This is a genomic window from Bacillus sp. A01H (assembly GCF_045277205.1).
GTDB lineage: Bacteria > Bacillota > Bacilli > Bacillales > Bacillaceae_G > Bacillus_A > Bacillus_A paranthracis.
Genome location: NZ_CP117702.1, coordinates 4,546,239 through 4,560,979, shown reverse-complemented (window position 1 = coordinate 4,560,979; position 14,741 = coordinate 4,546,239). Strand labels below are relative to the sequence as shown.

Annotated in this window: 18 protein-coding genes; 17 read left to right on the top strand and 1 reads right to left on the bottom strand. The window is 35.3% G+C overall.

Annotated features, from left to right (window positions below):
- Positions 1-18 precede the first annotated feature (18 nt).
- From PSR14_RS24185 to PSR14_RS24155, 7 genes are all read left to right on the top strand, one after another.
- Positions 19-1,584, top strand: coding sequence for a glutathione ABC transporter substrate-binding protein (locus tag PSR14_RS24185; protein WP_001211304.1), 1,566 nt, complete (start codon positions 19-21; stop codon positions 1,582-1,584).
- A 109-nt stretch (positions 1,585-1,693) separates the two neighbouring features.
- Positions 1,694-2,944 carry an amidohydrolase family protein gene (locus tag PSR14_RS24180; RefSeq protein ID WP_000114203.1) on the top strand — a complete coding sequence of 417 codons (1,251 nt, stop codon included), beginning with the start codon at positions 1,694-1,696 and terminating at the stop codon, positions 2,942-2,944.
- 13 nt (positions 2,945-2,957) lie between these two features.
- A complete protein-coding gene (locus PSR14_RS24175; RefSeq protein ID WP_001181865.1) occupies positions 2,958-4,202 on the top strand; it encodes an amidohydrolase family protein in 1,245 nt (414 codons plus the stop codon).
- A 245-nt stretch (positions 4,203-4,447) separates the two neighbouring features.
- A complete protein-coding gene (locus PSR14_RS24170; RefSeq protein ID WP_000198921.1) occupies positions 4,448-5,347 on the top strand; it encodes a DMT family transporter in 900 nt (299 codons plus the stop codon).
- Positions 5,348-5,377: 30 nt separating this feature from the next.
- Positions 5,378-6,682, top strand: a complete 1,305-nt coding sequence (locus PSR14_RS24165) for a purine/pyrimidine permease (RefSeq protein ID WP_113732772.1) — start codon at positions 5,378-5,380, stop codon at positions 6,680-6,682.
- Between the two features lie 165 nt (positions 6,683-6,847).
- On the top strand, positions 6,848-7,015 hold the full coding sequence (locus tag PSR14_RS24160; RefSeq protein ID WP_000659485.1) for a LuxR C-terminal-related transcriptional regulator: 168 nt from the start codon (positions 6,848-6,850) through the stop codon (positions 7,013-7,015).
- 133 nt (positions 7,016-7,148) lie between these two features.
- The gene (locus tag PSR14_RS24155) at positions 7,149-8,408 is read left to right on the top strand and encodes an AimR family lysis-lysogeny pheromone receptor (protein WP_257230189.1); all 1,260 of its coding nucleotides are present in this window, start codon (positions 7,149-7,151) and stop codon (positions 8,406-8,408) included.
- Positions 8,409-8,739: 331 nt separating this feature from the next.
- On the opposite strand, the gene PSR14_RS24150 is transcribed toward PSR14_RS24155, so the two are convergent.
- A complete protein-coding gene (locus PSR14_RS24150) occupies positions 8,740-9,090 on the bottom strand; it encodes a helix-turn-helix domain-containing protein (RefSeq protein ID WP_000394560.1) in 351 nt (116 codons plus the stop codon).
- 169 nt (positions 9,091-9,259) lie between these two features.
- Between PSR14_RS24150 and PSR14_RS24145 the strand changes: the two genes are divergently transcribed.
- The 10 genes from PSR14_RS24145 to PSR14_RS24100 all read left to right on the top strand — a co-directional run bounded on the left by PSR14_RS24145 (position 9,260) and on the right by PSR14_RS24100 (position 14,720).
- Positions 9,260-9,487 (top strand): helix-turn-helix transcriptional regulator, encoded by a 228-nt coding sequence (locus PSR14_RS24145; RefSeq protein WP_044798152.1) that lies wholly within the window; start codon positions 9,260-9,262, stop codon positions 9,485-9,487.
- A gap of 95 nt (positions 9,488-9,582) precedes the next feature.
- The gene (locus PSR14_RS24140) at positions 9,583-9,741 is read left to right on the top strand and encodes a hypothetical protein (protein ID WP_169509456.1); all 159 of its coding nucleotides are present in this window, start codon (positions 9,583-9,585) and stop codon (positions 9,739-9,741) included.
- A 73-nt stretch (positions 9,742-9,814) separates the two neighbouring features.
- Complete coding sequence (locus PSR14_RS24135) at positions 9,815-9,970, top strand: DUF6906 family protein (RefSeq protein WP_169509457.1); 156 nt, start codon at positions 9,815-9,817, stop codon at positions 9,968-9,970.
- Positions 9,971-9,987: 17 nt separating this feature from the next.
- Positions 9,988-10,734, top strand: coding sequence for an ORF6C domain-containing protein (locus tag PSR14_RS24130; protein WP_169509458.1), 747 nt, complete (start codon positions 9,988-9,990; stop codon positions 10,732-10,734).
- Positions 10,735-10,801: 67 nt separating this feature from the next.
- Positions 10,802-11,455 (top strand): hypothetical protein, encoded by a 654-nt coding sequence (locus PSR14_RS24125; protein ID WP_169509459.1) that lies wholly within the window; start codon positions 10,802-10,804, stop codon positions 11,453-11,455.
- 160 nt (positions 11,456-11,615) lie between these two features.
- Positions 11,616-12,389 (top strand): conserved phage C-terminal domain-containing protein, encoded by a 774-nt coding sequence (locus PSR14_RS24120; RefSeq protein ID WP_169509460.1) that lies wholly within the window; start codon positions 11,616-11,618, stop codon positions 12,387-12,389.
- 11 nt (positions 12,390-12,400) lie between these two features.
- Positions 12,401-13,288, top strand: a complete 888-nt coding sequence (locus tag PSR14_RS24115; protein ID WP_169509461.1) for an ATP-binding protein — start codon at positions 12,401-12,403, stop codon at positions 13,286-13,288.
- Complete coding sequence (locus PSR14_RS24110) at positions 13,281-13,508, top strand: hypothetical protein (RefSeq protein WP_169509462.1); 228 nt, start codon at positions 13,281-13,283, stop codon at positions 13,506-13,508. The genes PSR14_RS24115 and PSR14_RS24110 overlap by 8 nt, the downstream gene beginning before the upstream one ends.
- Positions 13,501-14,247 (top strand): sigma-70 family RNA polymerase sigma factor, encoded by a 747-nt coding sequence (locus PSR14_RS24105; RefSeq protein ID WP_169509463.1) that lies wholly within the window; start codon positions 13,501-13,503, stop codon positions 14,245-14,247. Before PSR14_RS24110 ends, PSR14_RS24105 begins: the two co-directional genes overlap by 8 nt.
- Positions 14,244-14,720 carry a hypothetical protein gene (locus PSR14_RS24100; protein WP_169509464.1) on the top strand — a complete coding sequence of 159 codons (477 nt, stop codon included), beginning with the start codon at positions 14,244-14,246 and terminating at the stop codon, positions 14,718-14,720. The genes PSR14_RS24105 and PSR14_RS24100 overlap by 4 nt, the downstream gene beginning before the upstream one ends.
- Positions 14,721-14,741 lie beyond the last annotated feature (21 nt).

Below are 14,741 nucleotides of genomic sequence, written 5' to 3'. Positions count from 1 at the left end.
AGTGGAGGGGGAAGGGCGATGAGATTCAAAAGGGGACTTGTGATTTGTTTTATCACAATTTTATGTCTTTCAGTTTTTCTAGCGGGGTGTTCATCTAATACGAAGACAGGAAATGAAGGATCAGGAAGCAATGGAACAAAAGAAGGCGGTGTTTTAACAATTGCTAGACTGTCAGATGCTGATAATTTAGATCCGCATTTTATTACAAACATCCCTTCCGCAAGTGTTGTGTACCATAAAGTATATGAAAATCTTGTACAGCGAGATAAAAACATGGATTTTAAGCCGATGTTAGCAAAGGAATGGAAACAAATTGATGATTTAAATTGGGAATTTAAGTTGCAACAAGGAGTGACATTCCAAGATGGTGCACCATTTAATGCTGAGGCAGTAAAGAAAAACTTTGAACGTGTATTAGACCCGAAAGTAGGTTCAAATCGAGCAACTGTTTATTCCATGATTCAAGAAATAAAAGTAATTGATGAATATACAGTACAGTTCGTATTGAAATACCCATACTCACCTCTTTTATCTATTTTCGCAAGTAATGAAGGAAGTATTTTAAGTCCGAAGGCAATTGATGAAAAAGGGAAAGGCTTAGCGCAGCATCCGGTTGGGACAGGTCCATATACTTTTAAATCATGGAAACCAGGTGAAGAAATTCGCCTTGAAAAGAATAAAAATTATTGGGGTGAAAAATCAAAGATTGATGAAGTGGTATTCAAAGTAGTACCAGAAGATGCAACACGTATTGGAATGATTGAAACTAGTGAAGCTCACATTGCAGAGAATTTACCTGTAACTGAAGTAGAACGTGTGAAAAATTCACCATCTATGGAGTTAATTGAAAATGAAGGTTTAGGTGTAGAATATATTGGATTTAATGTACAGAAAAAGCCATTTGACAACCCGCTCGTTCGTCAAGCGATTGCACATGCAATTGAAACGAAAGGGATTTTAAAAGGGGTATATAACAATGTTGGGACTGAAATAAACTCCGTAATGACTCCTAAAGTGTTCGGTTATACGAAAGACGTAAAAGGATATAAGTATGACATTAATACTGCGAAAAAATTATTAGCAGATGCTGGTTATCCAAATGGATTTAAAACAACAATTTGGACGAATGACAGCAAAGTTAGAATGGCGTTAGTGGAAGTAATTCAATCTCAATTAAAAGGGATTGGCGTTGATGTAGAAATTAAAGTTATGGAATATGGTGCGTTTTTAGCTGCAACGAATAAATCAGAACATGCGATGTTTGTTGGAGGATGGGGAAACGCAACAGGTGATGGTGACTATAATCAATATAATTTATTCCATTCTAGTTCACACGGAGCAACTGGTAACCAATTTTTCTATAGTAATCCGGAAGTAGATAAATTAATAGAAGAAGCTAGAAAAGAAAAAGATGAGACGAAGAGAAAAGAATTATACAAACAGTTACAAGAGATTGAATTAAAGGATGCTTTACTAGTACCAATTCGAGGGATTAATCATATTGCGGCAACTACGAAAAATATAAAAGGATTTTGGATTGATCCATCTGGGTATTTGCGACTGGAAGGTGTAGAACTACAGTAAAATAGAAAATTCTATCAGTGTAAAAATGATTTTACACTGATAGAAATTTTTATCTGTTTTTGTTTCGTTTGTAAGTAGAAAAATCATATTGCGAAGGGAGATTGACAAAGTGAGTGTGAAATCACAATATTGGTTAACGAATGTAAAACTTGAATGTGGGTACGTATATGAGGAAGCGCGAATTACAAGTACAGAAACAGAAATTTGTAGTTTATTTATTGAAGATGGAAAGATTACGAACATATTACCTGGAATTGTATCAGAGCAAGATGGTGAAGTAGTAAATGCAAATGGTTTACTGGCATTACCAGCATTTGAAGAAATGCATATTCATATTGATAAAACGTATTATGGTGGACCATGGAAAGCATGTACACCAGTAAAAAGTATATTCACTCGTATTCATGAGGAGCAAACTATTCTTCCGAAGCAATTAGAAACTGCAAAGAGTAGAGCGGAGAAAATGTTGCAATTACTTCTTGAAAATGGAGCGACAAATATTCGAACACATTGCAATATTGATCCTGTAATTGGTCTTGGGAATTTAGAAGCAACGATTGCGGCACTGGAAACATATAAAGATAAGTTATCAGCAAAAATTGTAGCATTCCCGCAACACGGTTTGTTAAGAAGTAATTCCGTAGGGCTTGTAAAAGATGCTATGCGTATGGGAGCTCATTTAGTAGGTGGAGTAGACCCAGCCACAGTAGATGGTAATATTGAAAAATCATTGAATACAATTATGGATATTGCAGTAGAGTTTGATTCAGACATTGATATTCATTTACATGATGCGGATCAACTTGGAACATTTACAATGAAGAGATTAGCTGCACTAACAGAAGAAGCAGGGTGGCAAGGAAGAGTTACGATTAGTCATGCTCTTGGACTTGGAGATGTATCTGTAGAAGAAGCGGAGGAAATGGCTGAACGACTTGCGGCATTAGGTATTGATATAACGTCAACAGTTCCAATTAGTAGACATGTAATTCCAGTTCCGTTATTAAATCGTAAAGGTGTAAAAGTTTCGCTAGGAAATGATAGTATAACTGATCATTGGTCTCCGTTTGGGACAGGAGATATGTTGCAAAAGGCAAATTGTCTAGCGGAGAGATTTAGATGGATTGATGAGCGCTCTTTAGGGAAAGCACTTCAGTTTATTACGGGTGGGAAATCTATATTAGATGATCAAGGAAATCGTCAATGGCCAAAAATTGGGGATGAAGCAAATATCGTCTTTACAGAAGCATCATGTTCAGCCGAGGTAGTAGCAAGACAAACAGAGCGCTGTGCGGTTTTATATAAAGGGAATGTTGTTGCTGGTAGTTTGGAAAAAACGGCTATAAATAATCTTGTTTGAGAGGATGATTGAAATGCAAAATGTGTATTGGTTAACGAATGTACGATTAGAAACAGGTTACAAGTTTAATAATGAAGTAGTTACAGGTACAGAAACAGCTTTGCATCATTTACTTATACAAGATGGAAAGATTGCAAAGATTGTACTTGCGGATGTACCGCTTCAAACGGAATATGAAATGAAAGATGCGAAAGAATTGCTTGTTCTTCCGTCGTTTGTGGAAAATCATTTTCACCTTGATAAGACAAGACTTGGTGGTCCATGGGAAGCATGTACACCAGTAAAAAATATTATTGAGAGATTAGAGTTAGAACAGCAAGAGTTACCAATTTTAGCTCAAACAACTGGAGAGAGAGCAGAGTTATTACTAAGCAACATTTTAAATGCTGGTTCGACTCATATACGAACGCATGTAAATATTGATCCGTATATCGGTCTTAAAAACTTAGAATCTGTACGTCAAACTTTAGAGAATATGAAAGATGCGTTTACATATGAAATCGTAGCATTCCCGCAGCATGGTTTACTTCGTACAGAAGCGCATTCTCTTATGAGAGAAGCGATGAAAATGGGCGCAACTTTAGTAGGTGGTGTAGATCCAGCTACTGTAGATAATAATATTGAAAAATCACTTTTTGATATGATGGAAATTGCTGTAGAAGCAAATGCCGATGTTGATTTGCATTTACATGATGCAGGGCATTTAGGTATTTATACAATTAAAAAGTTAGCTCAGTATACAGAGGAGGCTAGTTGGGACGGACGTGTTGCGGTCAGTCATGCGTTTAGCCTAGGAGATGTATCTAAAGAAGAAGGAGCAGATATGGCAGACTTATTAGCTGAAAGAGGAATGTCTATTATTACGACGGTACCAATTAACAGAAATATGCCGCCAGTACCATTACTTACAGAAAAGGGTGTTTCCGTTTCTTTAGGTTGCGATAGTATGTTTGATTCATGGGGACCATTTGGAAATGCTGATATTTTTGAAAGAGTAGGGCGTTTAGCGGAAAAGTATCGCTGGATTGATGAAAAGTCTTTAGCTTCTTCTTTAACTTATATTACAGGTGGAAAAACGCCATTGGATCAAGACGGAAATCAAGTTTGGCCTAAAGTAGGAGATAAAGCTGATTTTGTTTTCTTACAAGCTACTTGTTCAGCAGAAGCGATAGCTAGACGTGCACAGCGACCTGCTGTGATGAAAGGTGGAAAAATAGTAGCAGGTTCCTTGCAACATGTTCAAGGCGTATTGATTTAATTTACGTATCTCCCTAATTTATCCCGCTTTAACGGGCAGTAAGACCCCCACCTCAAAATTCAGCGGAAGCAAAGAAGTTAGGTGGGGGATCAACTGTCCGTAAAAGTCCGATTGGTTCAACTAATAATCAGTGGGGGATGAACAAAACCCCCACTGATTAAAGTTTCACTTTATATATATTTTTTCAAGGGTTCCTAATGAAAGAATAGGAATCCTTCTTTTTTACGAGAAAAGGAGGGGAATAGATGACACGTACATATATATTACTGTTTATATGTGTAGTAGTTTGGGGGAGTAATTTTATATTTGGTGCGATTTTAGTGAATACATTTCATCCGGTGTTGTTAACGACACTTCGCTTACTATTTATTAATTTGTTTTTTCTAGCGTACGCTATTATGTGTAAGAAAGGCTTATATATAGAAAAGAATGAAATGAAAGGTGTATTATTAATTGGAGTCATAGGTGTCGCGATTAATCAATGGTCTTTTTATGAAGGGTTACAAACAGCAGATCCAACAACAGCTGCGCTAATATTAGCACTTACTCCTGTCATGACTTCTATTTTAGCGGTATTTATTTTAAACGAACCGTTAACAGCTAAGTTAGTAATAGGAGGGGGAATTGCTACTTTTGGAGTGTTTTTTGTAATTGGTGTTGGGCAGAGGTTTGTCTTTTCAGAAGGGTTAATATGGATTTTTATAACGATGCTATCTTTTTCTTTATCTATCGTTTTAATTCGGAAATTGGGGAACAGAGAAGATATGTTTTTGATTACATTCTTTTCTTCAATTTTTGGTTTTTTAATTATGCTACCGTTTCTTGCTTTTACCTTTTCTCACATAACGTTGAAATACTCTATAGAGAGTTGGTCGCTTCTTATTGTGACAGCAATACTTATGCATGGAATTTGTACATTGGCTTGGAATAATCAATTGAGAAAAGCACAAGCATCAACAGCAGCCATGTTTTTAAATTTAGAACCATTCGTTACGATGGTGGTAGGCTATATTATATTGCAGAAAAGTGTAACAGCTATTCAAATAATTGGAGCTGTTTTTATCGTTTGTGGAGTGTACACTGCGACATTTGGATACGGGAAGAAATCGAAGGGACAAAAAGTTTTGTTTCGAAAAGCTACGTAATAGTATAGTGTGTATTTCTATGTGAAATGTATGGAAGGGATGAAAAATTTGGACAATCAACATAACCAAAATCATATTATGGGAACTTTGCAATGGTTTATCTTTTTATTAGCGAATTCAATCGCATTACCAATTGTCGTTGGCGGATTATTTCATCTTACGACGGAGGAAATATTTTATTTAATGCAGCGTACATTTTTTGTAGTTGGTATATCTTCTTTTTTACAAGGGTGGCTTGGACATAGACTACCAATTGCAGATGGACCAGCTGGATCATGGGTTGGCGTATTTACCGTACTTGCTTACGCAACGGTCGGGCAAGATCAATTACACAGTACATTGCAAATTTTAGAATTAGGAATGATAATCTCAGGTGTTATTTTAATAGGACTAGGAGTAACTGGTTTCATCGGACGTATTTTATTTTTATTTACGCCACTTGTGACAGGGACGTTTTTACTTTTATTATGCTTACAATTAAGCGGTGTATTTTTAAAAGGAATGCTAGGAATTACTGCTACTGTTTCTCAAATTGATGCATTTACAGCGATAATTGCGTTTAGTATATTTCTTTTCGTTATTATACTATCTAATTTTGGGAAAGGTTTTGTCAAAAGTTATGCGGTTTTAATAGGATTAATTAGTGGGTGGATTCTTTTTCTCATTGCAGGAAAAGTGACGATTCTATCTCAAGTAACTCATTTTGTGCAACTTCCGCAAATATTTGCTTGGGGACTTCCAAAATGGAATACAGGTATGGCAGTATCAAGTTTCGTTATGGTATGTATTTTAGTTTCAAATACAGTGGCAGCTATTATAGCGATTAATCAAGCTACCATTCAAAAAGCGACTATTGAACAGAAACAGTTGAAGGATGGAACGTGGGTTGGAGGCATTTCACATATCATTTCTTCCATATTTTCAACTGTAGGTGTCGTGCCGTTACCGGCAACGGCAGGATTTATACGTTTAACGAAACAAAAATATATACGTTCGTTCTTACTAGCATGTATGTTACTAGTCGTAATGTCGCTGTTCCCAAGTATTATTCGTTATTTAGCATCTTTACCATCCGCTGTCGCATCTGCGGTTTTAATGGCTTCTTTCGTACAGTTAATTGGAATTGGGTTAAATAATATAAAACAAGTGGAGCTTAATGAAAGGAATGTAACAATTTTAGGCGTTGCAGTATTATTTGGTAGCGGCGTTATGTTTTTACCGTCTGGAGCGCTCCAGTCCTTGCCGTCTGTCATACAATATATATTTGGAAATGGTTTGTTCGTAGGTACAGTTGTCAGCATATTACTAGAACAAATATGGCGTACCGAAAAGTAAGTGGATACAAAGAGTGAACGCACTGTATAAAAGTCTAAAATAACATGTGAAATAAAGCCCATTTTCATTCACCACCCGCACATTTCGTTCATACAATATCTTGACTAAATAAACACCCAACTTACACATACACAGCTCTGGCTTAAGCAAGGAGGGTTATACCAGTTGAAGGAAAAAGCGTATCAATCTAAACCTTTACTCACAAAGAGAGAGAGAGAAGTATTTGAATTACTGGTTCAAGATAAAACAACGAAGGAAATTGCAGGTGAACTTTTTATCAGTGAAAAGACAGTTCGTAACCACATCTCAAATGAAATGTACAATTGTAACTAGTAATTACAGTTATAAAAACTTTCTCAATATTTTTCAGAAGAATGGGAGAATACATGTTCTCATTTATATGGTAGAATATTTTGTAAATACAGGGAGAAGACGTTATTTGTTTGAGATGAAGGGGGCTTTTCAATTGAGATTTCACAAAAAGATTATCGGAATAATTGAAGATCGGGAAGATTTAAGCCTAAGCTATGTAGCAGAACAAATCGGAGTTTCTAGACAATACATGTCAAAATTTAAAAATAAAGGCGCAATTGGATTTTGTCAGCTCGTTAAGCTGTCACATATATTAAGTGAGAAAGATAAAACATTCAAAGAAACAATGGCCGAATGGTGTCTAGAACTAGATACTACTGAGGCCATAAAACAAAGTTTTGAATATGCTTGTGTAACACGGAATATTAATCTTTTAGGGAAATTACTTACAAAGCATAAAGATGAATCAGGAACTATACGTGAATATGTTTCTGTATATGGAATCTTGTATCAATATATCATCGGAGAAGTTCATGGGACGGAAATAGTTAACCAACTGAAAAAAGTTGGACAACCCAAAGATAAAGTTTTAAACATTCTTATGGATATAATGAAATGTTACAATTATTTCCACTTAAAGAAGTACAATTTAATGTTGGAATTAATCCAAGAGATCGAAGCTCAGGTTGAGGCTGTTGATAGCGATAGAAAATCTTATATTAAAGAATGTTATATATATCGAGTGGCAGAAATTTTTGCCCCAGTATATTTACACTATAATCATTTAGATTTAGCTAGAAAATTTGCTAATATGATAATAGACGCTAATATCAGCGAAAAGACCATCTCAGACGCATTGTACATACTAGGAATGTCTTATCTAGGTGAGGACAAGGAAAAGAGCCTCAACTACTTTGAGGATAGTTACACGCTATTTAAAAAGGTAGGAGACAAAACATACGAAAAAGAGGTGCGTTATAATTTAGATTTTGCTAAGATATATTTAGGCGAACCTTTAGCAAAGGATTCAGACCCTCACTTGATACAATTTCAAAATAGCCCAGATACTCAAATGTTAAAATTGCTTCAAGAATCCCTATATGATGGGGAAGAAGAGGATTTTCTGGTATACTATAAAGGAATTGTAAGCAATTCACCGAATGAGATATATGAATGTTTTCAAAAGTTTCTGCTGCAATCTAATTATTTTTTTACAAGTTTGGTTGCAAAAGAGATTTACAAAAGAGGAGATCAATCGGGGTTAATTAAATCGATGATGAATTTTAAGGGGAACATAGGAAAGGGAGTGTTTTGCAGTGAAAAAGATAGCTTCTACAATCTTAATTGCATTAACAGTATTCACAGTGTGGAGCGGATATACGACAGAGAAACCAGATCACTACAAACAAAATGAAACGATAACATATATGCAAGAAACGATTAAGCCCGGTGGTTAAATCGTTGGAATGAAAGACTGAGAAAAATCTCAGTCTTTTTCTTTTTGGTCAACTAAAATGAAAAAACGAAAAGTGATGTACTTTTCAGAATATTCCCGTGGGGAAATGTTATTATATACCTACAGAGAACGGAAGGGGGATATATTTATGGGGACAGAAGAGATATTAAAATCGTTCCTAAAATGTATTGCTGAAGCTTCTCAAAATGAAGAAGATATACAACGATACATTGAAACAGCATTTAATATTAAAACAAACTAAAAAATAGTGATGATCCAGTTGCCACCACTATTTTTCAGTTGGATTATTTAATTTTTCAAGACTTTCCATGATCGATAGCATATTTTGTAGAACGATTTCTTGATGTTCTTCAGGTAATTGTTCTAATCGAGACTTTATACCGTGGTATTTCTTGTTAAAATCCTCATCTACTTCGCGAGAGTCAGACCTTCCTAAGATAAAATCAATAGGTACTTCAAAGAAATTAGCAGCACGTTCCACGGTTTCGCGAGAAGCTGGTTTAAGACCTGTTTCGAATTTAGAAACACTGCCAGCAGTAACGCCAATTGCCTTGCCGACCTCGGTCTGAGTTAACTTACGCTCTTTTCGTAATTGACGCAGTCGATCTTTAAACTCCACAATAATCACCTCATATAAGTGGTTTGTTGAGTTTATTATAATGTTTCCTGTAGGGAAAATCAATGATATAAAACAGTCGATTATTTAATAAAATGCGAAAAAATATGTCTTGAATTTTCCCTCAGGGAATGTTAAGGTAATTTACACAGATATAGGAAGGAGTCATCAAATGAAAACAAATGTAGAAGAAACAAAACTGAAAACAGCATTTAAAAATTCTGGATATAAATATCACGAATTAGCTGATGCACTTGGTATTTCTTGTAGTTATTGTTACAAGCTCATTAATAACCACCATTATAAGAAGAAAATTTCTTATAACTTAGCTTCTAGAATGGCGAATGTATTGAAATCAGATGTAGTTGATTTGTTTGAGGAACAGGTCGATTTTTTTTAGATTTAAATGTTCCCTAAGGGAATGTTTAATAAAATTTTTGAGTGTTGTCTCGGTGAAAATGAATCATATGGTGTTATTAAGAGGTGATAAGGTTGGTGATTAAAAAGGAAAATTTAAGGATTGTGGAAAGGATCTATGGTAATAAAAAACGTGAAATTGTCTTTCAAGAAGTGTATGAACATTATTTTGGAGTAAAGGTTACAGTTACTCGAAATAAGCTTAATAAATCAACTGTAGATAAGCAAGCAAACTAAATTCTTGCGCTTCATCGGGCCTTGCTTGATGAAGTGAGACTAATATTGGACAAGCTCGAAAGGTGGTGATTGGATGAAAAACGGTAAAAAGTTAACTAAGCGTGAAAAAATACACCTTAAATCATACAGCTTAAATCCTGATAATTGGTTGGTTTTCAAGAAAGCGGATGGAGAAATACATTTAGTACACCGTTATACTAGCGCAACTCGAGTAATTCCAAGTTTATAAGTTTAGGAGGTAATAAGATGGATCAGTTAACAGTATTGGAGTTCAACAATGAAAGGATTTTAACGACTAAGCAATTAGCATTCATCTATCAAACGGATGTTAATAATGTGCAAAAAAATTTCAGTAATCATAAATCAAAGTTCGTTGAAGGCAAGCACTATTTTTTCTTAGAAGGTGAAGAATTACGGTCTTTTAAACGCGACCTGAATAATATTCAGCTCGTGCCAAACAACGTAAATCAATTATATTTGTGGACAGAACGAGGGGCGAATAGGCATTGTAAGATTCTCGATACAGACAAAGCGTGGGAACAATTCGATTACTTGGAAGAAACCTATTTCAATGCACGAGAGCAACAACAACTACCTACTGAGCCAATGGATGTTTTAAAACTAACATTCCAGGCACTAGAAGGTCAACAACAAGAAATCGAAGAGATAAAGTCAGATGTACAAGACTTGAGAGAGAATACCCCGTTATTTGCAATCGAATGTGACGAAATTTCTAATGCTGTAAAACGTCAAGGAGTCGTATTGCTAGGCGGGAAACAGTCGAATGCCTATAGAGATCGCGGGTTAAGAGGGAAGGTTTATCGTGATATCTACAACCAACTATACCGTGAATTCGGAGTGAAAAGTCATAAAGCAATTAAGCGTTGTCACTTAAATGTAGCAGTGAAAATAGTTGAAGAATATACACTCCCAATTGTATTAAGTGAGGAAATATCTTTTGTAAATGCGCAAATGGATTTTACAGAAATGTAGTTAAGCAATACCATTCTTATTCCTCATATTTGAGGAGTGAAAAATAGAAAACGAGGTGGCGAAAGTAATGGATCAGTTACGTGTTATTGAGGGAGTAAAAAAGGACCAGCCAGATTACTTTGAGATATATCTAAGAATGTTTATGAAGGCAGTACAAGAGTTAAAGAACCAAAAAGAATTTACAAAGTTAGTAAGTAAAGAAGTGTACAAAAAGGCAATCTTTACTGGTGTGAGGTTCATTAACAATGTACCAAACGATTTGAAGGGCCATAAATACGTGAAAGCAAAATTCGATTTAATTGTTTATGTTAAAGAATTGATAGGTTTTCTAACACCTAGAGAATTCATATCTATATTCCCAATAGCTAAAGAGTATAAGGGGGGGAAACATGAAATGAAAGATTACTTTTCAACTATGAAAAGTATCGGTGAAATGGGGCTTGATACGAAAATTGGAGATAACGTTTCAGAGTTTTTATGGGACTATCATAATTGGGAAGATGTTACTGAATTTGTAGTTAGTTCGATGGAAGTTGTCAGTACTTTAAGGCAAACGGAAGGGAAGAAGTCTTTAGCAGAAGAGTTTTTTGAGGATGCAGGAATGGATACTTATACGATGCATACTGATCTCCAAGGTAAACAAAAGTTAACAAATAATCGTACTGGTGAGACGCAAGAAATTAAAAAATCTAGACCAAGATATTTAAAGCCAGTTCAATGATTGATGTTATGGAGGTTTATAGACAAAAAAAGTAACTTGCGCCAACAAGTTACTAAATAAAAATTCTTATAAAAATATACTTATTAGAAATATAACATACATGTCCAGTTTATGAAAAGAGGGGCATGATTATGCCCCTTAAATATAAGAGGTGTTCTATATGAGTAAGTTAATCATAAACGAAGAACCATTACTGGTTCTTCCATCATTAGCAAAGAGTATCGGGTTAAATGAAGCAGTCTTTTTACAGCAGATACATTACTGGTTAAATCGCTCTAATCATTTTTATGATGAAAGACGTTGGATATATAACAGTGTTGTTGAATGGTCCAAACAATTTCCATTTTGGAGCGAGAAGACAATTAGACGTATTTTAAAAAACTTAGAAGAAACAAATGTTTTATTGACAGGTAATTATAACAAAATGAAATTTGATAAAACCAAATGGTACACCATTGATTATGATAAATTGCATTCGCTTGAAACGGTAAACGATGTGGACAATCTGACCAGAAGAAGTGGTAAAAGTGACCAGGTGCTATCGGACAAGTTGACCAAACCAATACCAGAGAATACACAGAGACTATCTACAGAGATTACAAAATATATAGTCGAGATAGTAAACTATCTCAACTCCACATGTGAAAAGAATTATCGTACCTCAACTAAGAAAACTCAAACATTAATAAAAGCAAGACTAGCTGAAGGCTATGCAGTTGAACATTTTAAGAAGGTTATTGATATAAAGAAATCCCATTGGTTTAAAGACCCTAACATGGATGAATATTTAAGACCAGAAACGCTATTTGGAACAAAGTTTGAAAGCTACTTAAATAGCAAACCAAAAACAAAGCAACATTCGGAAATGTCTGCTGAGGAACGGTTGAAACATTTCCAACAAGAAGCAGAGGAACAAGATGATTTGCCATTCTAGGGGTGTGCTAAATGGGGAGAGAAGAACTTTTTCAAAGAGTGTTTAGTTGCGAACGGGAAGTAAGAAACTCAGTCAGTGTAGAGGAATTAATGAAGGCTATGTCACTTGAAGAAGGTGCATGGTGTAAGACTTGTAAAATATTCATTCCAATGATGCAGTTGCCTATTTACTTATTAAAACATTTAAAAGGGGCAAAAGTACCAGGTGTGAATTCGACTGGGAAAGTGCAACCGGTATGCCCTAAATGCTTTAGGAAACCATCTGCGGAACAAGATGAGATAAGATATCAGGATGTTGTAGAGGCAGCACAAAAGAGAATGCAACAAGGAGAACAAAATCGATATTTAATGCCAACACCAGAAAGATATATTGATGCTACACTTGAAAATTTTGAAATGAGAACAGGTGTCGAGAAGGCAGTTAAAGGGGCAAGGTACTTTATTGAAAATATCTCAAAAAAGAAAGAAAAAGGGCTGTTTTTACAAGGTGGATTTGGGTCTGGAAAAACAAGACTTTGTTATTCGATTAAACACACTTTAGAGAGTATGGGGCCTAAAGTGATTGTGTATAACGTGACACAACTGTTAGATAGGATACGGTCTACATTTAGCAGTGATAAGGAAAGTAAAGCGGAAATTATGGCATTACTCATGAAATGTGATGTGTTAGTACTCGACGATTTAGGGGCAGAAAAGCCTTCTGAATTTGCAGCTGAGTTTTTATATACAATCGTTGATTATCGATACAGTACATGGAGACGAATGATCATTACAAGTAACTGCAGCAATGAGGAATTGCAGGAACGTTTAGGTCATTTACAAGGTGGACGTATTTTAGATCGGTTAAGAGAAGGGTGTTATAAAATTCCAATTACGGCAGGGAGTGCGAGAAATGGCTAATAATAAAAACGGGGAACTACTTGAAGGTTTGAAAGAGTTGTTATGGGAGCTGTTAATCAGAGCGAAAACCGATGAAAGAGTAAGAGATTTTTTGGATGATTTTAAAGCAATGTTAGCCGAAAATAAACAATCAGCAAAAGAAGAGTTTTCGGAGGCTTTACTTAGATTGCAAGAAAAGCACTTTCCTAAGTTTGATAAAGGAGAGAGCAAAAATGACTAGAGAAAAGGGACAAGCTAAGGAAATAGTTGATGTTCGCGGAATGTCAGATGATGAGTTTATGGAGAAATATGAAAGGCTTGTACATCATTGCGTGTGGAAAAGATATGCGAAAAAAAAGACCAGCATAGAACATGATACTAATTTAGATATTGAAGATTTAACTCAGTTTGGAATGATTGGTTTGATAAAGGCAAGAGATAATTTTAATCCTGAATTCGGATGTGCATTTTCAACATATGCTGTTCCTAAAATTATCGGGGAAATAGGGAGAGCGATTCGAGACAATCAAAAAGTAAAAGTGCAAAGAAGTGTATATAGCGTAAAAGGAAAAATTTTAAATCAACAGTTATCAGATAAAGGGCCAGAAGAGATAGCGGACATTTTAAACGAGCCAGTAACTTTAGTAAAGATGGCCCTAAAGTATCAACCAAGTACAGATTCTCTCAATAAGGTAGTATATGCATCTGGATCTAATGAGGATGTAACATTAGAAAAAATGCTAGAAGATACTAAAGTGGAAGACATTGAAGAAACCACCATTAATCGAGCTGTAATAAGAGAATTTAAAGCTGCATTGGCTCCTAAAGAATACATTGTTTTAGATATGCATTTACAAAATATGACGCAGCAAAATATTGCAAATCAAATGGGATACAGTCAGGTACAGATTAGCCGTATATTAGCAAAGATTAATCAAAGAGCTGCTCAATTTGGTAAAGAAGGAGGTCTTCAAGATTGAGTGTTACAAAAGGCGTTTGTATTGCTGTAGATCACTCAGATTTGCTAAAGGAGAAAGTAGAATTCTTTTTATTTCCGGCTAAACCGAATCATTATTATGTAAGCAAATTTAATCGTAAAGGGGCGCATTTCGGCTGCTATCCAACTGAAAGGTTTCAAATTACGGAAAAGGAAGTATGGACACCAGAACCTCAACCCAATCTGCCTGAGTTGAATACAAGCTTATTCTATAGGGCTCAGTTGATCTGGCGGAAAAAGGGGTATAAAGATAAACCACTTAAAGATTACATCGTACAGCCGAGAGGGAAACATTGCTACTTTTGGCATGATCGGGAACGCAAGAAATTTTGTGGTTGTTTTCCGCTACATTGGTTTACCGATTTTGTACCAGTTCAAAGTCATCATATAGAAGAAAAAACTAAAGAAGAGGTTAAGTTATTACAACGGCCAGATGGACAACTTGCATTTTTTTAACGAAAGAAAGTGGATGGGCAT

Excerpts from the sequence above, each read along its gene's own strand:
- PSR14_RS24185 (WP_001211304.1), top strand. The coding sequence starts at position 19 with ATGAGATTCAAAAGGGGACTTGTGATTTGTTTTATCACAATTTTATGT.
- PSR14_RS24175 (WP_001181865.1), top strand. The coding sequence starts at position 2,958 with ATGCAAAATGTGTATTGGTTAACGAATGTACGATTAGAAACAGGTTAC.
- PSR14_RS24170 (WP_000198921.1), top strand. The coding sequence starts at position 4,448 with ATGACACGTACATATATATTACTGTTTATATGTGTAGTAGTTTGGGGG.
- PSR14_RS24165 (WP_113732772.1), top strand. The coding sequence starts at position 5,378 with ATGGAAGGGATGAAAAATTTGGACAATCAACATAACCAAAATCATATT.
- PSR14_RS24145 (WP_044798152.1), top strand. The coding sequence starts at position 9,260 with ATGAAAACAAATGTAGAAGAAACAAAACTGAAAACAGCATTTAAAAAT.
- PSR14_RS24135 (WP_169509457.1), top strand. The coding sequence starts at position 9,815 with ATGAAAAACGGTAAAAAGTTAACTAAGCGTGAAAAAATACACCTTAAA.
- PSR14_RS24130 (WP_169509458.1), top strand. The coding sequence starts at position 9,988 with ATGGATCAGTTAACAGTATTGGAGTTCAACAATGAAAGGATTTTAACG.
- PSR14_RS24125 (WP_169509459.1), top strand. The coding sequence starts at position 10,802 with ATGGATCAGTTACGTGTTATTGAGGGAGTAAAAAAGGACCAGCCAGAT.
- PSR14_RS24120 (WP_169509460.1), top strand. The coding sequence starts at position 11,616 with ATGAGTAAGTTAATCATAAACGAAGAACCATTACTGGTTCTTCCATCA.
- PSR14_RS24115 (WP_169509461.1), top strand. The coding sequence starts at position 12,401 with ATGGGGAGAGAAGAACTTTTTCAAAGAGTGTTTAGTTGCGAACGGGAA.
- PSR14_RS24110 (WP_169509462.1), top strand. The coding sequence starts at position 13,281 with ATGGCTAATAATAAAAACGGGGAACTACTTGAAGGTTTGAAAGAGTTG.
- PSR14_RS24105 (WP_169509463.1), top strand. The coding sequence starts at position 13,501 with ATGACTAGAGAAAAGGGACAAGCTAAGGAAATAGTTGATGTTCGCGGA.